This window comes from Gordonia sp. (in: high G+C Gram-positive bacteria), from assembly GCF_020438995.1.
In the GTDB taxonomy this organism is placed as follows: domain Bacteria; phylum Actinomycetota; class Actinomycetes; order Mycobacteriales; family Mycobacteriaceae; genus Gordonia.
Window position 1 is genome coordinate 1 of sequence record NZ_JAGQTN010000297.1, and the last position, 19,499, is coordinate 19,499.

General features: G+C 64.7%; 13 protein-coding genes, 2 tRNA genes and 2 pseudogenes. 6 read left to right on the plus strand and 11 right to left on the minus strand.

What is annotated here, in order from left to right:
• Window positions 1-120: 120 nt before the first annotated feature.
• The 9 genes from KDB67_RS21090 to dnaA all read right to left on the minus strand — a co-directional run bounded on the left by KDB67_RS21090 (window position 121) and on the right by dnaA (window position 12,172).
• Window positions 121-196 (minus strand) — tRNA-Ala (locus KDB67_RS21090).
• A 60-nt stretch (window positions 197-256) separates the two neighbouring features.
• Window positions 257-330 (minus strand) — tRNA-Ile (locus KDB67_RS21095).
• Between the two features lie 74 nt (window positions 331-404).
• On the minus strand, window positions 405-1,580 hold the full coding sequence (locus KDB67_RS22440) for a DUF3566 domain-containing protein (protein WP_324388785.1): 1,176 nt from the start codon (window positions 1,578-1,580) through the stop codon (window positions 405-407).
• A gap of 228 nt (window positions 1,581-1,808) precedes the next feature.
• Entirely contained in the window at window positions 1,809-4,289 is a 2,481-nt protein-coding gene (gene gyrA / locus KDB67_RS21105) for a DNA gyrase subunit A (protein WP_291020314.1), read from the minus strand.
• Between the two features lie 246 nt (window positions 4,290-4,535).
• Complete coding sequence (gene gyrB, locus KDB67_RS21110) at window positions 4,536-6,611, minus strand: DNA topoisomerase (ATP-hydrolyzing) subunit B (protein WP_291020330.1); 2,076 nt, start codon at window positions 6,609-6,611, stop codon at window positions 4,536-4,538.
• Between the two features lie 387 nt (window positions 6,612-6,998).
• Complete coding sequence (locus KDB67_RS21115; RefSeq protein WP_291020316.1) at window positions 6,999-7,544, minus strand: DUF721 family protein; 546 nt, start codon at window positions 7,542-7,544, stop codon at window positions 6,999-7,001.
• An 18-nt stretch (window positions 7,545-7,562) separates the two neighbouring features.
• Window positions 7,563-8,735 carry a DNA replication/repair protein RecF gene (gene recF / locus KDB67_RS21120; protein ID WP_291020318.1) on the minus strand — a complete coding sequence of 391 codons (1,173 nt, stop codon included), beginning with the start codon at window positions 8,733-8,735 and terminating at the stop codon, window positions 7,563-7,565.
• A gap of 61 nt (window positions 8,736-8,796) precedes the next feature.
• On the minus strand, window positions 8,797-9,975 hold the full coding sequence (gene dnaN / locus KDB67_RS21125) for a DNA polymerase III subunit beta (protein WP_291020320.1): 1,179 nt from the start codon (window positions 9,973-9,975) through the stop codon (window positions 8,797-8,799).
• A gap of 610 nt (window positions 9,976-10,585) precedes the next feature.
• Window positions 10,586-12,172: a chromosomal replication initiator protein DnaA gene (gene dnaA / locus KDB67_RS21130; RefSeq protein ID WP_291020321.1), complete on the minus strand. Its 1,587-nt coding sequence runs from the start codon at window positions 12,170-12,172 to the stop codon at window positions 10,586-10,588.
• Between the two features lie 325 nt (window positions 12,173-12,497).
• On the opposite strand from dnaA, the gene rpmH reads away from it, so the two are divergent.
• The 6 genes from rpmH to rsmG all read left to right on the plus strand — a co-directional run bounded on the left by rpmH (window position 12,498) and on the right by rsmG (window position 16,581).
• Window positions 12,498-12,641: a 50S ribosomal protein L34 gene (rpmH, locus tag KDB67_RS21135; RefSeq protein WP_005187546.1), complete on the plus strand. Its 144-nt coding sequence runs from the start codon at window positions 12,498-12,500 to the stop codon at window positions 12,639-12,641.
• Window positions 12,642-12,843: 202 nt separating this feature from the next.
• The gene (rnpA, locus tag KDB67_RS21140; RefSeq protein WP_291020322.1) at window positions 12,844-13,266 is read left to right on the plus strand and encodes a ribonuclease P protein component; all 423 of its coding nucleotides are present in this window, start codon (window positions 12,844-12,846) and stop codon (window positions 13,264-13,266) included.
• A 188-nt stretch (window positions 13,267-13,454) separates the two neighbouring features.
• A complete protein-coding gene (gene yidD / locus KDB67_RS21145) occupies window positions 13,455-13,688 on the plus strand; it encodes a membrane protein insertion efficiency factor YidD (protein ID WP_333716627.1) in 234 nt (77 codons plus the stop codon).
• 7 nt (window positions 13,689-13,695) lie between these two features.
• Window positions 13,696-14,943: a membrane protein insertase YidC gene (gene yidC / locus KDB67_RS21150; protein ID WP_291020324.1), complete on the plus strand. Its 1,248-nt coding sequence runs from the start codon at window positions 13,696-13,698 to the stop codon at window positions 14,941-14,943.
• A 59-nt stretch (window positions 14,944-15,002) separates the two neighbouring features.
• Complete coding sequence (locus tag KDB67_RS21155) at window positions 15,003-15,629, plus strand: R3H domain-containing nucleic acid-binding protein (protein ID WP_291020326.1); 627 nt, start codon at window positions 15,003-15,005, stop codon at window positions 15,627-15,629.
• 178 nt (window positions 15,630-15,807) lie between these two features.
• Window positions 15,808-16,581, plus strand: coding sequence for a 16S rRNA (guanine(527)-N(7))-methyltransferase RsmG (gene rsmG / locus KDB67_RS21160; protein ID WP_291020328.1), 774 nt, complete (start codon window positions 15,808-15,810; stop codon window positions 16,579-16,581).
• Between the two features lie 1,171 nt (window positions 16,582-17,752).
• Here rsmG and KDB67_RS21165 read toward each other — a convergent pair.
• A pseudogene (locus KDB67_RS21165) lies at window positions 17,753-17,904 on the minus strand (IS21 family transposase); the annotation flags it as partial.
• A 1,363-nt stretch (window positions 17,905-19,267) separates the two neighbouring features.
• Window positions 19,268-19,499: pseudogene (locus KDB67_RS21170) on the minus strand (hypothetical protein); the annotation flags it as partial.

The following is a 19,499-nucleotide window of genomic DNA, read 5'->3' on the forward strand; positions in this document are numbered from 1 at the left end:
GAGTCCCTTAACATCCTGTTCGACCCAAGTATTGTCCAGCACGCCACACTCGCATGACAGCAGGCTACGGAGGAATCTGGACTTAAACCTGAAACGTCGTCGGTTTGAACGATGACGTTCTGGTGGAGCCTAGGAGATTCGAACTCCTGACATCCGCCTTGCAAAGGCGGCGCTCTACCAACTGAGCTAAGGCCCCGTCGAGTCCGTGATGTGGGCTCTCGGGTGTGCGAATCGTGTGAGAATTCACCTCTCGCAGTGGGCCTAGGAGGACTTGAACCTCCGACCTCTTCGTTATCAGCGAAGCGCTCTAACCGCCTGAGCTATAGGCCCTTGAACCGAGAAGTGAGATTACCCGACCGATGCCGTCGTTACCAAAACGGCAGGTCAGGGGCTCTATCTCGGAGTCAGTCGAGATCGGCGATGGTGATCTCCACACCGCCGACGAGGTCGGCGCAGATGTTGTAGATGTACGCACCGACCGTCGTGAGGGCCGTGATCAGTACAGCGCTGATCGCACCGATGAGGGCGGACCAGAAGAACACCGAACCCGCGCCGATCACGTCGGAATCGATCGAGGTGCCGTCGGTGGTCAGCGTGTTGAACGAGCTGTTGAGCTGATCCCAGACACCCATCCCACCGAGAACCAGATAGAGGACGGCCACCGCGATCATCCAGATGAAGAATCCGACGACGGCCAGCACCGCCGCCACCTTGAACGTGGCCCACGGATCGATCCGGCGCACCTGAACCGCGGCCCGGACGCCACCGGAGCCACCCACCTGCACCGGCCCCGTCCGCGGACCCGCAGCGGTACCCACGGCTTCATCGACGTGGTGGATCTTGTCGAGGTTCGGCAGTTCCTCGCCCGGTAGTTCCCTGCGTTCGATGTGGGTCGTCGGCGACTCGGCGAACCGTTTGGGCGGCGTCGCCGGGGCAGCCGCCGGGCGCTGAGCACCGGCCCCCTGCTTACCGACGACCGGATGCGGACCTGTCGGCGGTCCCTGCGGCCGGATCACCGGCTGCGGCCCTGTACCCGGCGCTTGCTGACGGATCGCCGGTTGCGGCCCTGTGGCCGGTCCCTGCTGGCGGATCACCGGCTGGGGGCCCGTCGGCGGTCCTTGCGGCCGGATCACCGGCTGTGGGCCCGTACCCGCCTGCTGCACCGGACGCTGCGGGCCGGCACCCGGAGGAACCTGGCGCGCCTGCGGATTCACCGCCTGCTGTGGGGGCCTGGGACCTGCCGGTCTCGCCGGTCCGGAGGCATTCGCCGGTGCGACGGCTTTGGGAGCCGCCTGCATCGGGCCGCTGGGCACGGTGCCCGGCTTGCTCACGGGGACGGGCTGCTCGAGTCGCGTCGTCGGGATATCCCGGGATTCCTGCAGATCGTCACGGGAATTGCCATTAGCCGGCTTCGCCGCGACCGGATTTCCCGTGCTCGTCCTGCCGTTCACGGGGGCGGTCTGCGTGCGGGAACCACCCGACTCACCCTGGCCCCGGTGCCACGGCTGCACCACGGCACCGCGCGTGGGTCCCGACGCACCTGCGTTCGGCGTCTTGTCCGGCTCGTTGGGTGTACTCACTTCGGTCCTCACTCGGAGATCGTCGGGCTGCGTCCTCGCGGCGCATGACTGCTCGCGATCCAGACTAGCGGGTAGCTCGGTGCGCGCCCGGCAGATGCGCCCGAGGGGATGTCGGCCGTAGTGTCTTCCCCCCGGGGTGGTGGTCCCCGGGGTGGTGGTCCCCGAGGTGGTGGTCCCCGAGGTGGTGGTCACTGTGGGGTCGGCTTCGACACCGCCCCACAGCAGGAGTCACTGCCGTTCTTCCTCGGGTTCGTCGGCGTTTCGGGCGATCGCGATGACGGTGGTGCCCTCGTCGATGTTCATCAGGCGCACCCCCTTGGTCTGCCGGCCCGCCTTGCGTACCTGCTTGGCGGCCGTACGGATCACGCCGCCACCGGAGGTGATCGCGTACAGCTCGGTGTCGAGGTCGACGATCAGCGCGCCGATCAACTCACCCCGGCGCCGATCATGGGCGATCGTCAGCACACCCTTGCCGCCACGTCCCTGTACCGGATAGTCGTCCATCGCGGTGCGCTTGGCGTAGCCGCCGGAGGTGGCCACCAGCAGGAAGGTGTCCTCCTGCACGACGTTGAGCGAGAGCAGCGAGTCATCGTCGTTGAACCGCATACCCTGCACACCGGAGGTCTGCCGACCCATCGGGCGCAGCGTCTCGTCGTCGGCGTTGAACCGGATCGACTGCCCCTTCGACGACACCAGCAGCAGGTCGTCCGACGCACTGCACAGTTGCGCACCGACCAGCTCGTCCTCGCCACGCAGGTTGATCGCGGCGATACCACCGGACCGGTTGGAGTCGAAGTCGGTGAGCTTGGACTTCTTCACCAAACCGTTGCGGGTGGCCAACACCAGATACGGCGCGTCGTCGTAACCCTTGATCTGGATGACCTGGGCGATCCGCTCCTCCGGCTGGAAGGCGAGCAGGTTGGCCACATGCTGGCCGCGCGCGGTGCGGTTGGCCTCGGGGAGCTCGTACGCCTTGGCCCGGTACACGCGGCCCTTGGTGGTGAAGAACAGGATCCAGTCATGCGTGGAGCACACGAAGAAGTGTGCGACGATGTCGTCCTGCTTGAGTCCGGCCCCCTGCACGCCCTTGCCGCCGCGCCGCTGGCTGCGGTACAGGTCGGTCTTGGTGCGCTTGGCGTACCCGGTCTCGGTGATGGTCACCACCACGTCCTCACGGGCGATCAGATCCTCGTCGGTGACGTCGCCGTCGGCGGGGATGATCTGCGTGCGCCGTTCGTCACCGAACTTCTCAACGACGGCCTTCAGTTCGTCACGCACGATGGCGCGCTGGCGTTCCGGCTTGGCCAGAATGTCCTGCAGGTCGGCGATCTCGCGTTCGATCTCGGCGAGTTCGTCGATGATCTTCTGGCGCTCGAGCGCCGACAGCCGGCGCAACTGCATCGCCAGGATCGCATCGGCCTGGATCTCGTCGATGTCGAGCAGATCCATCAGGCCGCGGCGGGCCTCGTCGGTGTTGGCCGACGCCCGGATCAGTGCGATCACTTCATCAAGGGCGTCAAGGGCTTTCACCAGACCACGCAGGATGTGGGCACGTTCCTCGGCCTTGCGCAACCGGTATCGGGTGCGGCGCACGATCACGTCGATCTGATGGGCGACGTAGTAGCGGATCATCTGATCCAGGCGCAGGGTGCGCGGCACGCCGTCGACGATGGACAGCATGTTGGCACCGAAGCTGGTCTGCAACTGCGAATGCTTGTAAAGATTGTTGAGGACGACCTTGGCGACGGCGTCGCGGCGCAGCGTGATCACGATCCGCATACCCACGCGGTCCGACGACTGATCCTCGATCTTGCTGATGCCCTTGAGTTTTCCCTCACGGACCTGTTCGGCGATCGACAGGATCAGGTTGTCGGGATTGACCTGATACGGCAGTTCGGTGACCACCAGGGTGGTGGTGCCCTTGTTCTCCTCGATCGCCACGACGCTGCGCATCCGGATCGAACCGCGGCCGGTGGTGTAGGCATCCTTGATGCCCTGGCTGCCGACGATCAGGCCGTGCGTCGGGAAATCCGGTCCCTTCACACATTCCATACACGCCGCGAGGGTGGTCTCGTCGTCGGCGTCGGGATGCTCGAGAGCCCAGAACACCGCGTCCGCAACCTCATTGAGATTGTGCGGCGGGATGTTGGTGGCCATACCGACGGCGATACCGCCCGAACCGTTGATCAGCAGATTGGGTACTCGCGCCGGCAGGACCGTCGGTTCCTGGGTCTTGCCGTCGTAGTTGGGGATGAAATCGACTGTCTCCTCGTCGATGTCGCGAAGCATCTCCATCGCCAGCGGGGTGAGACGGGCCTCGGTATAACGCATGGCGGCCGCGCCGTCGTTGCCGGGGGAACCGAAGTTGCCCTGGCCGTCGATGAGCGGGTACCGCATCGACCACGGCTGTGCCAGACGCACCAGGGCGTCGTAGATGGCCGAGTCACCGTGCGGATGGTAGTTGCCCATCGTCTCGGCAACGGGCTTGGCGCACTTGACATATCCGCGGTCGGGGCGGAAACCGGCGTCGTAGGAGGCGTACAGCAGGCGGCGGTGCACCGGCTTGAGGCCGTCGCGGACCTCCGGCAGGGCGCGGCCGACGATGACGCTCATCGCGTAATCGATGTAGCTGTTCTGCATCTCTTGGCCGAGGTCGACCGGTTCGATGCGGTCGCCTCCGCCGGTGGGTGGGAGGGTGGTGTCTGTCATGTCTGGGTTCCTTTGTGGGGAAAGGTGGTTCGCTGTGTGCGTGTGGTCGCGGGCGAGATGGTGACGTCAGGTGTCGAAAGGTCGCCGGACCCTTCGTGACCCTCGCTCCTTCGTCGCTTCGGCCTCAGGGATCAAAAAGGTTGGTCACTCCTTGGTCGCTTCGGCCTCAGGGATCAAGAAGGTTGGTCGCTTCGGCTTGGTCGCTTCGGCCTCAGGGATCAAGATGACGCCTTACGACCTGCTGCATCACACGTCCAGGAAGCGAACGTCTTTCGCGTTGCGGGCGATGAAACTGCGGCGGGCGGCGACGTCCTCACCCATGAGGATGGAGAACAGTTCGTCGGCCGCAGCGGCGTCATCGAGGGTCACCTGGCGCAGCACGCGAACTGCCGGGTCCATGGTGGTCTCCCACAGTTCCTTGGCGTTCATCTCGCCGAGACCCTTGTAGCGCTGGATGCCGTCGTCGGAGTTGATCTTCTTGCCCGCCGCCTTACCGGCCTCGAGCAGGCCGTCGCGTTCGCGGTCGGAGTAGGCGAACTCCGGTTCGGCGTTCTTGCCCTGCCACTTGAGCTTGTACAGCGGCGGCTGCGCGAGGTACACGTGGCCGTGCTCGATGAGCGGGCGCATGAATCGGAACAGCAAGGTGAGCAACAGAGTTGAGATGTGCTGGCCGTCGACGTCGGCGTCGGCCATCAGCACGATCTTGTGATAGCGCAGCTTGGCGATGTCGAATTCGTCGTGGATGCCGGTGCCGAAGGCGGTGATGATCGACTGCACCTCGGTGTTCTTCAAAACTCGGTCGATGCGGGCCTTTTCGACGTTGATGATCTTGCCGCGGATCGGCAGGATCGCCTGATACATCGAATCGCGGCCCGATTTGGCGCTGCCGCCCGCCGAGTCGCCCTCCACGATGTACACCTCGCACAGGGTGGGATCGTTGCTGCGGCAGTCGGCGAGCTTGCCAGGCAGGCCGCCGATATCGGTTGCGGTCTTGCGGCGCACCAGATCTCGCGCCTTACGGGCGGCGGCGCGGGCCTGGGCCGAATCGACGGCCTTCTTGATGATGACCTTGGCCTCGGCGGGATTGGACTCGAACCAGTGCGCCAGATGTTCGTTACAGATCTTCTGCACAAAACCCTTGACCTCAGTGTTGCCGAGTTTGGTTTTGGTCTGCCCCTCGAACTGCGGGTCGGAGACCTTCACCGAGATCACCGCAGCAAGACCCTCACGGATGTCGTCGCCGGTGAGCTTGGTGTCCTTCTCCTTGATCAGCTTCTTGTCGGCGGCATACTTGTTGACCGTCGACGTCAGCGCGGCGCGAAAACCCTCTTCGTGCGTGCCGCCCTCATGCGTGTTGATGGTGTTGGCGAAAGTGTGGATCGACTCGGAGTAGCCGTCGTTCCACTGCATCGCGATCTCGACCTCGTGACCGGTGCCCTTGCCGCTGAACCCGATGACGGACTGGTGAATCGGAGTTTTGGAGCGCTTGTTGATGTGCTTGATGTAGTCGATCAGACCATCGGCGTAGTAGTAGGTGCGGGTCTTCGGTTTGGCGGCGGCCTTCTCCGACTGCGACTGCACCGCCTCGGCGATCTCGGTGCCGCCGGGCGCCGGGCCGTCACCGTTGGGGTCGCCCGGTGCCTCGATGGCCTGTGGCCGATTGTCGGTGAGCGTGATGGTCAGGCCCTTGTTGAGGAAGGCCATCTCCTGCAGGCGCCGCGCCACCGTTTCGGCGTTGAACCTGGTGGTCTCGGTGAAGATCGCCGGGTCCGGCCAGAAGCGGGTGGTGGTGCCCCGCTTGCGTGTCGGCGCACCCTGATGCAGAGTTTGCGGCTCGGAATTGAGGTACGTCTGACTCCAGTTGAAGCCGTCTCGTCTGATCTCGAGCTCGACCTTCGTCGACAGCGCGTTGACCACGGAGATGCCGACGCCGTGCAGACCACCCGACACCGCATAGGAGTCGGAGTCGAACTTGCCGCCGGCGTGCAGCTGGGTCATGACGACCTCGACGGTGGGGACGCCGGTGGCGTGGGTGGCGACGGGGATGCCGCGGCCGTCGTCGACGACCTCCACGCCGCCATCGGCCAGCAGGGTGACGTCGACGCGGGTGGCATAACCTGCCATCGCCTCATCGACGGAGTTGTCGACGACCTCCCAGATCAGATGGTGCAGGCCGCGCTCACCGGTCGAACCGATGTACATGCCCGGCCGTTTGCGGACAGCCTCGAGCCCCTCGAGAATGTTGATGGAGTCCGCGCCGTACTCCCCCGGCTTCTTGGTCGGCCTGCGGTTGCTACTGGATGCGTCGTTGGTCTCGGCCACGAGTTGCGTCCACTCCTTTTCGTCTCGTCCCACGTCGACACGGGTGGTACGGGGCGGCCGACCGCATACGCACAGGTCACGGCGTTCTTCGTCAGTCGAAGACCCGGTGCCCCCTCAGCGCGCGGACGTGCCCGATCCTCACCCGATCGGCACAACAGGTCCATACTACTGGCTTATCCACCCAGGAACGACCATCAGCAGGCGCTGATTTGCACACAGACCGATTTTTTCGCTGTTACCCCCAACCGGGTGTGGTCGGTGGATCAGCGATCGTTCACAGGCCCATCCCGACGGTTGAGGTGCGAGGCCGACCGGCGACCGAGCCTCGAAACCTCGCGAGATGACCTCGCGAGATGACATTGTCATCGCAACCAGCGGCTGGGTTGCTCAGCCGTAGGTGTCGCGGGGGCCGCGGCCGGGGACGCTGCGCGGACCCTTCTTCCACGACGGGGCCTTCGGGCCGGTGATGCGCAGGCTCGTGACCACCCCGTGCCCGACGCCCGCGGCAATCTTGGCGAGTACCTGGGACTGGATGTAGCGTAGCTGCGTGGCCCAGGCCGTCGACTCGGCTTGGACGTGTAACACCTTGTCGCGCAACAGGGTCGGCTGGGCATGCGCGGCGATGTCGGGGCCGACGATGGTGTCCCACATACCGAAGACCATGCCTTTGCCGAGGTCGGCCTGCCAGCCGCGGCCCGCGGAGATCTGCGCGGCGAGCCTGCCGAGCGGCTGCGGGTCACGGGAATCGGGGCCGGCTCCGGACCAACGGCGACGGGTGCCGGTGACCCGTCGGCGGCGTACCGGCGAAGCCCGGCCCTGCCCGACGGACTTACCCGCGGCGCGGGCGGCGGCCCGGGCCTCCTCGAGAGCTTTGCTGGCCAGTTCGTAGCCGCCCCTGTCTTTGGGGATATGCGCGCCGGTGTCATCGGTCATGGCTGCGGTGACCTTTCGTCAGGGCGTGCTGATCAGGGAATGACGGCCGGTGTCGTCGGTGACGGTGTCTATGTTCAGGGTACGACCGCCGACACCGTCGGGAATGTCATCGGCGACGGCCGCGGTGATCAGCAACTGCTGCGCGGATGCGGTGAACTCGACGAGATGCCGTCGGCGGGCGGCGTCGAGTTCGGCGAACACGTCATCGAGCATGAGGACCGGCTCGATGCCGTCGGCGCGTAGCAGTTCCACCGATCCGAGTCGCAAAGACAGTGCCAGAGACCAGGATTCACCGTGGCTGGCAAACCCCTTGGCCACCTGGTCACCGAGGATGACGTCGATGTCGTCGCGGTGCGGGCCGACCAGGCACACCCCACGCTCGATCTCCTTGCCGCGCAGCTCTGCCAGACCCGCGAGCAGGTGGTCGCGTATCTCGTCGATGGCCGCAGGCTGCCCTGGTACGGGCAGCAGGTGCGGGCCCGCGGCCGGCCGGTAACGCAGATCGGCCGGCCGCGAATGCGGTGCGATCGCGGCGTACGCGGTGACGACATGTGGGCGCAATGCCTCGAGAACGTCGACGCGGGCCGCGGTGATCTGGGCGCCGAGATCGGCGAGCTGACCGTCCCATACGTCGAGAGTGGAGATCACCGACGCCGCGTCGCTGCCACCACGTCGCATGACCGCACCTGCGGTCTTGAGCAGTGCCGTGCGCTGACGCAGCACCTTGTCGTAGTCGGCACGGGCGGCGACCCAGCGCGGACCTTGTTGTGCGACAAGCTCATCGACGAAACGCCGGCGGTCTCCGGGGTCGCCGCGCACCAGCAACAGGTCCTCGGGGGCGAACATCACCGACCGGAGGATCCCGATCAGCTCACGCGGCCGGCGCGCCGGCGCGGTGTTGATGCGTGCCTTGTTGGTGCCCACGGCGTTGACGGTGAGTTCGGCGGTGAGCTCACGACCGTTGTGCTCGACGGTCGCAGCGATCACAGCCGACGCACAGCCGTGATGAACCAGCGGGGCGTCGGTGCTGACCCGATGTGAACGCAGAGTCGTCAGGTAGTACAGCGCCTCGAGGATATTGGTTTTCCCGAATCCATTGTGTCCCACAAAGATCGTGGTCTCCGGCGGGAGATCGAGCTCGAAGGAACGCCAGGAGCGGAAATCCCGCATCGACAGATGACGGACGTACACGCAATCACCTCACGCCACGGGATGCCTTGTCAGCCAGGATTTTTCAGGTCAGCCAGGATTCTCAGCCCGGGAGGCGAACCGGCATCAGCAGGTAGGTGAACACGCTGTCCGGGGCGACGAAGGCACCGGACTCGTCGGCCACCGGCTCCTCGCCCGACGATGGTCGCAGCACCGCGGGCCGACTCGGGGTGGTGAAACCGAAATCAACGCTCGGAGAACCGATTGCGCTGAGTCCGTCCAGCAGATAGCCGGGATTGAAGGCGATGGTCAGCGGCTCGCCGTGGAAGTTCACCTCGAGGGACTCCTCGGCCTTGCCCGCCTCGTCGCCGCCGGCGGTGAGCAGCACCGAACCGACGCTGAACTCGAGGCGCACCTGCGCGCCACGTTCGGCGACGAGGGCCACACGTTTGATGGCTTCGATCAGCGGGGCCGCCTCGATGGTGGCGATCGCGGTGTGGCTGGCCGGCAGGAGCTGGCGGAACTTGGGGAACTCGGCGTCGAGCAGGCGGGTGGTGGTGCGTTTGTTCTGACCGAGGATACCGAGGATGCCCTCGGAACCCACACTGCCGCCGGATCCGAACGCCAGCTCGACGTTGCCCTCGGAACCGGCCGTCTTGGCACTGTCGGAGAGCGTTTTGGCGGGAACCAGCACGGCACCGGAGACGCTGGCCGTGGTGGGCTGCCACTCGAGCTCGCGCACGGCGAGGCGGAACCTGTCGGTGGCGGCCAGGACCACGATGTTGCCCTCGATCTCCAGTCGCACACCCGTCAGCATCGGCAGGGTGTCATCGCGCCCCGCGGCGACCGCGACCTGGGTGATGGCCTCGGCGAAGATGCCCGCGGGCAGGGAGCCGGTGACGTCGGGAACCTTCGGCATCTCCGGGTAGTCCTCGACCGGCATGGTCGGCAGGGAGAACTTGGCACTACCGCAGCTGATGGCGACGCGCGAACCGTCGAGGCTGACATCGACAGGCTTGTGCGGCAGGGCCTTGGTGATGTCGGCCAGAAGCCGACCGGAGACCAGGACGCGACCGGGTTCGGCGACTTCGGCGGAGATGGTCTCCTCCGCGGACACCTCGTAGTCGAAGCCGGAGACGGTCAGGCCGTCGCGACCGGGTTCGATGTCGCCGGCGGTGAGCACCACACAGCCCAGCACGGGGACGGGCGGCCTGCTCGGCAGGCTGCGCGCGACCCACGTCACCGACTCTGCGAACTCGTCACGTGCGACACGGAACTTCATGCTGCGTGGCTGCCCTTCTGTCCGGCGCAGGCCGCGCTTGGTGTGAGCGCCGGGACATGCGTGGACATCTTGTTGCGTGCGGTCGGGAGGTCACCCGATGCCAGTGGCATGGGGAGTTCCACTGTAGAACGCTCGCTGGGTTCGTGGGGTCGGTGGGTTCCAAGTGCCGGCTCTCCGGATGCGCGCGCCACGGCGCGGTTGTGTACACACGCTGCTTTTAAGAGTTTTTCTCGAGATAGAGATTCATAGTGGTAGTAGGCCCTGTGAGTTCTGTGGATAACTGGGCATTCGTCGTAGTCAGAGCCGTTCGGCCGCTGTGAGTCCTTAGTGCACTACGTGCGGACGATCGGCGCGAGTGCTGTGCATTACGGGTTCTGTTAGTGCGCTGTCCACCGTTGGTGCACACGGCGCACTAAGTTATCCCAGGGTTTGTCCACAGCTGGGAGTAGTTCGTAACGCAGTGGAAATATGTCTTCGTGGCCGTGTCGACACGCCGGTACCACTCGTCGAAAAGTCTCAAGTAAGCGTTGAGTGTTTGGGTAGGCATCCAGGCTGCCCGAAGCGCCGTCCGATGCCTCCGGAGAAGTATCGGACGGGCAGAACTACCAGGTCAGACGGCTCGCTGCTTGATCCGGGCCGTGAGCTCCTGGACGTGGTCGTAGACCTTGCGGTTCTCGTTCATCAGCTTGCGGATCTTGCGCTCGGCGTACATGACCGTGGTGTGGTCCCGGTCGAACGTCTCGCCGATCTTCGGCAACGACAGATCGGTCAGCTCCCGGCACAGATACATCGAGATCTGCCGGGCATTGGCGATCGAGCGGGTCTTCTGCGGCCCGCGCAGCTCGTCGACGGAGATGTCGAAGTACTCGGCCGTGATCGCCAGGATGCTCGCGGCGCTGATCTCCAACGACTCCGAATTGGGCAGTAGGGCTTCGAGAACCACCTCGGCCAGCGACTTGTCGAGCTCGGTGTTGTTGAGCGAGGCGAACGCCGTCACCCGGATCAGCGCACCCTCGAGCTCGCGGATGTTGCGTTCGATCTTCGAGGCGATCAGCTCGAGCACGTCGTCGGGCACCGCGATGGTGTCCATCTGCGCCTTCTTGCGCAGAATCGCGATCCGCGTCTCGAGATCGGGCGGCTGGACGTCGGTGATCAGACCCCACTCGAACCGGGTACGCAGCCGGTCCTCGAGAGTCGCCAGCTGCTTGGGTGGACGGTCCGAGGAGATGACGATCTGCTTGCTGTTGTTGTGCAGTGTGTTGAAGGTGTGGAAGAACTCCTCCTGGATACCTTCGCGGCCGACGAGGAACTGGATGTCGTCGACGAGCAGCACGTCGATCGCGCGATAGCGGTCCTTGAACTGGACCCGGCGATCGTCACGCAGTGAGTTGATGAAGTCGTTGGTGAACTCCTCGGTGGAGACGTACTTGACCCGCATACCGGGGAACAGCCGTTGCGCGTAGTGGCCGGCGGCGTGCAGCAGATGCGTCTTGCCCAGCCCGGACTCGCCCCAGATGAACAGCGGGTTGTAAGCGCGGGCCGGAGCCTCGGCAACCGCGACGGCCGAGGCGTGTGCGAATCGGTTGGACGCGCCGATCACGAACGTGTCGAAGGTGTACTTGGGGGTGAGATTGGCGCTGGTGGGTTGCGGTGCGGGTGCGTTGCGGCCGGTGAAATAGCTCGACCAGTTCGAGTCCGATTCCGAGTCGGTACCGGGTGGGCGCGGGATCGGCCGGCGTTCGTCAGCCGAGTAATGGGTGGGCTCGGTGTACTGCTGGGGTTCGGTACGGTAGCCGGCTGCCGGCGGAAGATCGGTGCCGGGCGGAAAGTCGGGGTTTCCCGGCCGGGCTGTGGATGGATCGGTGACGAGCGTCTCGGTTCCGGGTGCAGCGGTACCGTTCACAGGCATCGGCGCCGTCGGTGCCGCGATGCGTACACCGAGGTCGACGGGATGGCCCAGATGACGGGTCAGAACGGTGTTGATGGTGTCGCGCAGATTGCGTTCGATCTGCTCCTGCACCAGCGGTGTCGGTACTGCCAAGAGCGCGAAACCCTCGACGAGCGTCAGCGGCTGTACCAGCGACAACCAGGCCTTTTGCTGACGTGTCAGCGGGTCGTGACCGATCGCCGAATCGCTGTTGAGTTCGGCGACGACCTGCTGCCACACCTCGCTGAACGAATCCCGGTCCGACGTCACGTGTACCTGTCCTCCTGCCGGATGAGACGAGCCGGCGTCGTGGGTGAGACTGTCACCATGCCCGAGAACCGGCCGTGTTGTCCACATGGTTATCCACAGTTGTGGAAAGAAGCCGCCGGTGAACGACGTCATCGGCGTGCGATGCGCTCGTTTGATTTGGGCATCGCGAATCAGTAGTCTCGACTGGTCATCCAGGTAACGGATTTGCGCGGCAGAATCGGACCTCGGCGGGACTTTACCCGTTGACTACGGCGCTGTCAGCAACCCGGCAAGAGTCCGGCACCGTGATCTGGAAACCGGACCATCTCGAAACAAGGAGTCAGCTGTGACCAAGGGAAAGCGGACATTCCAGCCCAACAACCGTCGTCGCTCGCGCGTGCATGGATTCCGTCTGCGCATGCGGACGCGGGCCGGTCGTGCGATCGTCAACAGCCGTCGTAGCAAGGGCCGCGCAAAGCTCACCGCCTGACCGACGGCATCACCGAATCTCCGGCACCCTGCTTCCGGCGCCGATCCGGGTTTTGACCGGGCAGTCGCCAGAGCAGGGTTCGTCGGTGAAGTGCCGGTGAATCGCAACCGTGTGGACGCCGAATAGGCCGCACCTACTTCCCGCTATCCCAGGGCCGCGATTCACCCGCACCGAACCGACCGCCGGTTCGGTATGATCCTCGATGGTCGCAGCACAGCATCGGATCTCGTCGGGATCCGACTTCGCACGCGCACTCAAACACGGTGCGCGTGTTTCCACACGTGACCTCATCGTCCACGTCGCCCAGCCCGGGATCGTCCGCACGGACCAGCCGGGACCGCGAGATGACGTCGCCACCCTCGGTGGTCCCAGACTGGGGCTGATCGTCAGCAAAGCCGTCGGCAATGCCGTCACCCGGCACCGCGTCGCACGTCGGCTGCGAGCCGCGTTCGTTGATGTGATGGCACTGATTCCGGCCGACACGCTGGTTGTCGTCCGCGCCCGGCCGTCCGCTGCCGGGCCGAGCAGCGTCACACTCGCCGACCAACTGAGTACCGCGCTCCGGCATCGTCGAGTGCGAGCGGTTCTCGACCCGGCACCGGTTCCCGAGGCGGTGCGGACATGACCGATGCCCTTGCTGACGTCGCCCCTACGACTGAAGCCCCGACCGACGTCTCTGCCGTCTCCGGGCAAACATCCGTCTCTGAGCAAACATCGGCCGCGCCGTCTGCGCTTCGCCGTCTACGCCTGTTTCCCCGCCACGCCGTGATCTTCATGATCGAGCTGTACCGATCGTGGATCTCCCCGATGCGCATGCCGACCTGCCGCTTCGAGCCCAGCTGCTCGGCGTACGCCGTCGACGCGCTCAATACCCACGGCCTGATGCACGGCGGAACACTGACTGTCATGCGTCTGCTCAAATGCGGGCCGTGGCACAAACCGGGATACGACCCGGTACCTGAACGTGGTCTTCGCTTCTACCTCCCCGGAGGACGGCGTGAGACCGAACCGGCAATCCGTTCGACACACACTCGACGTAAGGGGTAACCGACCCGTGCTCAACTTCATCTACTGGCCGGTCTCCTGGATCATGTGGGTCTGGCATTGGCTGTTCGACCATCTGACCCCCAACACCCCCGGCGGCGACGGTATCGCCTGGGCCCTGTCGGTGGTCTTCCTGGTGTTCACCCTGCGCGCGATCCTGTACAAGCCGTTCGTCAAGCAGGTCCGCACCACCAAGAAGATGCAGGAGATCAACCCGCAGCTTCAGGCGATCCGGAAGAAGTACGCCAAGGACCGGGTCAAGATGACCGAGGAAATGCAGAAGCTGCAGAAGGAGCACGGCTTCAACCCGCTGCTCGGCTGCCTGCCGATGTTCATGCAGATCCCCGTGTTCATCGGCCTGTTCCACGTGCTGCGCTCGTTCAACCGGATGGGCACCGGCATGGGTCAGCTCGGCATGGGTGCCGAGGAGACCAGGTCTATCGGCAACTATGTCTTCAATGCCGACCAGGTGCAGAACTTCCTCGACGCCCGGCTGTTCGGGGTGCCGCTGTCGTCGTACGTGACGCAGCCCAAGACGGAATGGGTCGCGTTCGTTCAGTGGGACAACGGCATACCGGCCGCCATCGACTTCACCCGTGGTCATATCGCAATCCTCGTCGTGCCGATGATGATCGTCGCGTCGGTCTCCACACACATGAACTCGCGCGCCTCGGTGGCCCGTCAGCCTGCGGCGGCGCTCGAGAACCCGCAGACGCGGATCATGAACAACCTCGCGCTGTACGTCTTCCCGCTTGGCATCCTCGTCACCGGCGTGTTCTTCCCCGTTGCGATCCTCCTCTACTGGATGAGCAACAACATCTGGACCTACGGCCAGCAGCACATCGTGTTCGGCCAGATCGAGAAGGAAGAGGAAGCCGCCAAGCAGGCCAAGCAGGAGAAGCGCAAGGCCAACGCGCCACAACCCGGAGCGCGGCCGAACCGCACCAAACGCGGCGTCGCAGCACCGGCCAAGGCAGCTGATGAGTCCGCTGATTCGGACGGTGCCGGCACTGAATCATCGTCGGTGGACATGACGAAGCCAGGACAGAAGCCGACCAAACCGCAGGCGGGCGCGAAGCCGGCAGCCAAACCGGCCCCGGGGGCCAAACCTGCTGCGGGCGCGAATCGTAAGTCCGGCTCGGCGGGAAAGTCGTCGGGAGGCAAGTCCTCGGGGGGTAGGTCGAAGGGCGGTTCCGGCGGCGGTAAAGGTGTTGGCAAGGGTAGTGCGGCCAAACGGAACCGCTCCGGTGGCAAGTAGTAACCCCGCCGTTCTCGGCGCAGAGACTTTTTCTAATCACCAAGATTGAGGCGGTTGATATGACAACTGAGACCACAGCGCAGGACGAACTCGTCGACGAGGAGGTCGTCGACGAGCAGGCTGCGCAGGAACTTTCCGACGCCGGTGAGGCCACCGATGATGAGGCCACCGGACAGGTCGATGACGTCGAGGGCGGTACCGATGATGACGAGCTCGATGACGACGAGCGGCTCATCGAGGAGGGTGAGATCGCCGGCGACTACCTCGAGCAGCTGCTCGACGTGCTTGACTTCGACGGTGATATCGACCTCGATGTCGACGGAGATCGCGCGGTCGTCAGCATCGACGGCGGTGACGACCTGAGCAAGCTCGTCGGACGTAAGGGTGAGGTGCTCGACGCCCTGCAGGAACTGACCCGGCTCGCCGTGCAGCAGGCCACCGGCGACCGCAGCAGGCTGATGCTTGACATCGCACGATGGCGTGCTGATCGTCGTGACCGCCTCGCCCGTCTCGGCCGCGAGGTCGCTGAGCGGGTGCTTGCAAGCGGTGAGAAGGAATCACTCGATCCGATGACCCCGTTCGAACGCAAGATCGTTCACGATGCGGTCGCCGGTGTGGACGGTGTGGTGTCCGAGAGCGAGGGTGCCGAGCCGAAGCGCCGGGTTGTCGTGCTGCGCTCGTCGTAGCAGTTCGTGTTGACGCTGCGGTTGTGTCGACGTGGAGAGTCCTGGCTTCGGCCGGGACTTTTCCCGTTTCGGTAGGGTTTGCGATTTCCGGATCGCGTTCATCGGTATCAGAATGACGAGAGCCGTCGCTGTGTTGTTTCACGTGAAACAACACAGCCGGCGGCGTAGGGAGGCAGCAGTGGGCACACTTGACGAGGGCGACGACCTGGCATCCGGGAAAGCCGTGTCCGGCGAAGTTGCCGAGGGCGTGCACTCCCCTACCCCGCCGGCCGCGACAGGTGTCTTCGGTGACCGCCTGAACCTCGCCCAGGACTACCGAGACATCCTTGCCACAGAGGGGATCGTTCAGGGACTGATCGGTCCCCGGGAGGTCGATCGGCTGTGGACTCGGCACGTGCTCAACTGTGCGGTCATCGGAGAGGTGATCGCTCCCGGGTCCACCGTGATCGATATCGGCAGCGGTGCGGGCCTACCCGGAATTCCGTTGGCCATCGCGCGTCCCGACCTTTCGGTGACGCTGGTCGAACCGTTGCTGCGACGGTCGACATTCCTCGATTCGGTGATCGCGCGGCTCGGCCTCGACGGTGTGCGGGTGGTTCGTGGCCGTGCCGAGGAGAAGTCGGTGCGTGCCGAGATCGGTACCGCCGATGTCGTCACCTCGCGGGCCGTCGCCCCCCTCGAACGTCTCGCCGGCTGGTCGGCTCCCCTGGTCGCGTCCGGCGGCGTGATGGTGGCGATCAAAGGATCGTCGGCGGCCGAGGAGATCGAACGCGACAAGGCCGTCGTCGAGAAGCGTGGCCTGACTCGGCTGCGTGTGGTCACCTGCGGTACCCGGTTCCTCGATGACCCGACGACAGTCGTCGTCGGCGACAAGGTCGCGAACAACCTGCCGGATCGTCGGCGCGGAACCAAGTCGCACGGCACGAGGGCAACCAAGCGCCCACGGCAGTGACCGCGCTTCCATGGTCGGGCATGGGGCTGGCCAGATAGGAAGTGCTCGTGACTTCGCGCCACCCTGTCAGCGACACCCTGCGATCCGATGTCCCTTCCTGAGGCGGCGAGCATGTTGAGGAGTCCGGCGGCAGTGTGGCCGGTCACCGGTATGGTCAGGAAGTCGTCAAGGACGAGCAGATCGCAGTTGTGCAGGTCGGTGAGGAAGTCCAGTCGTTGATGGGTTGTCGGGTCGAGAAGGTCGAGTCTGTTGGCGCCGGGTCGTTGGCCAGTTCGATGACGGTCGGCCCGAATGCAGTCATCCGTAGCTGGGTGACAAGGGCATGTCGGCAACAAGGGCATGTCGGCTTCGGTGAGGTGACGGTCAGGCATGCGGGCCTGCCTCGTCGCCGGTGGTGGTGGGCGTGGACTTTCCTGTGTGCGCATCGAGGCTGAAGTGTTCGGGCCGGCTAGATGAGCTCCCGTGGTGTCTCGGGGTCTGGACAGTGTCGTCGGCGGCGAGTCTGGTGCCGATGGCGTGATGCGGCGGCCGCGCGCAGCGCCGCCAGACGTTGTTTCACCACGCCCGAATTTCACCGCGCCCGAATGCCGCGTGCAAAACCGATCCGAGCACGCCAGCGCCACCACTGCCAGTGTCATCGGCGCGGAGGCGAGCATGGGGCGGGCGTGGACGGCGGCGTAGCCCAGTGCCCAGTCCACATCAGCGGGAGTCCCGAGGGCGGCCAGTTCCACGGCGTGGACCATTTACTGCCGCATCTGTTCGGTACCGGTCGCGGCAGCTTCTTTGAGCCAGGTCGCTGCGCCCTCCCCGATTGCGAGGAACATCCGGTCTTCGATGGTGCGGGCCCAAATCCGGTAATCCCCAGGTGTTTTGGGGTGAGAGCCGGGGAAATGGTCATCATTGATCGCCGGGGTACCGCGGGTGGTGCGGGCGTGGCGGGCCCCCCGATCAGCCCACCGTCGTTGACCGCGCAGATGATCACGTCACCGCCACCACCGGAGTAGCGGACCCACACCGATTGACCTAAAAGTGTTGCCGGAACAGAGTATTGGCGTATTGGCAGTGATCGATGGTGATCATCGGGGTGTTGTCGGGTACTTTGCGGGTCACCCCGAGCCCGGCGGTGTGCGGCAGCTCCGGGATCGCGTGCAGGTGCGGGCGTTCGGTCTCACCACGCCAGCCACGCCACCGACAGCACCACCTTACGACCATCGGACCGTCGCCGAAGTCGTACTGCAACCATAGTCCCGGCTCAGTGACCCACGGCCGGTGCACACGTGTATGACCAAGGCGCCATTGAGATTTCACCACCGACACCGCCCGGCCGTCAGTATTTCCATGAGTTCTCCGTCAGACTTCACGGTGGACCGCTCCTGTAGTTCGGTTCGACTAGGCATCGCCATCGAACACACAGGAGAGGTCCCCTACGGTGCAGACGCGCCGCACAAGATGGATAGGTCCGGGCGGATTCATGATCGCCCACGGTCAGTTTCATGACCGCGGGCGGGCAGTTCTGAATGGCGGTCAGTGGTCACTTTCATGTCCGTCTACGGTCAGATTCCCATGTCCGTCGACAGCTGGTACCGGCGCCCGGCGCCGCAAGGGAGGTCTGCCGCCGAGCAGGCCGAGATCGCCCGGCTTACAAGGAACTGGCCCAGGCGAATAGGAAGCTCGCCATCACCGAGACCGCGCTGGACAAGCCCCACCGACGTGCTTTTCGGCCGCGCCGACGACAAGACCACCGCCCGGGCGAGGTCCTGGTCTGAGCCCGTCAAGTGCACCCCGAACGGTTCCGCGCCGACACCGCCGCCCCCAAGATCCTCACCCCACCCACAACGGTCTGGATTAACAAACCCACCGAACCCGACCAGAGACCGGCACTGGCAACTTGAGGGCGCCCTCCCGTATGCGCGGTAGTCCTTGAGAGTCCTTGAATCTTCGGGTCTTGGTGTCGTCGTCAAGGTTCGAGGTTGTCATGCTGGGCCATCCATAGCTCCTTGACGCGCGCAATGTCCTCGCGAGCTTCGGCGAGTTTTTCGGGCGTAGGCATGGTCCTTACCCGTCGACGAACTCAACCTCGGAGGGCGGTGGCGGGCCTAGTCGGTACCTATACGCCGATTCGGACTTTCGACTCACAGTGTCTCCTCGATTGGGCTGACCTGCCGTCGAGTAAGAATTGAGGATGCGAAAAGTCGACTCCGCAAGTTCGGCGACCTGGTATCCATTGACAGTTGCTGGGCTTCGAGGCAGGACGTGAGTTGTCGCGTCGCGAATTCTGTCGACCAACTTCCCTGTGTGCGCGTGCTTGCACTCTCTGCGGCTTGTCCTAGATGTAGATATCTGTGGCCCGATGGTGTTTGTCAAGCTGCTGCGGAATCTGACATCGCGGCTACCTCGGCACGCATAGGGCGGCGCACGAGGGTCGCTGGGGCATGGGTGGTGGTCAGTCGTGTTTCACGTGAAACACGACTGACCGAGCTAACCCAGAACTGCCTCGGCAGCCAGCCGCTCCCCTCCCCCACCGTCACCGCTTGAGGCTGTCGGAGGTGGCCTTCTTGGTTCTGCCTTTTCGTTGCTTCTCAGCGTAGGTAGGCGGTATGTCCGCCGGCGTTGGGTGGGCGCGTTTGGGTCAGCGCGATCTGGTGGATAGCGTCAGGTCATCGCGGTGATCGACGAGCAGTCGGAGCTAGCGGAGCTTGCGGGCGACCTCCTCGAGAACAGCGACGGGAAGGTTAGGTCGCGCAGCGGTATGCGCATATGGCAACAGCCAGAGCATGGGACTGCTGCACCGATCGGCATCGGCGTGGATGGAGGCCATGGCCCGCTTGACGGTCGTATACGACGGATACCCGCCCCGGTTGAGCAGGTCCTGGCAGGCGGCTTCGAGGAGTTCGCGGCCCTTCTTGCCCAGCGTCGAC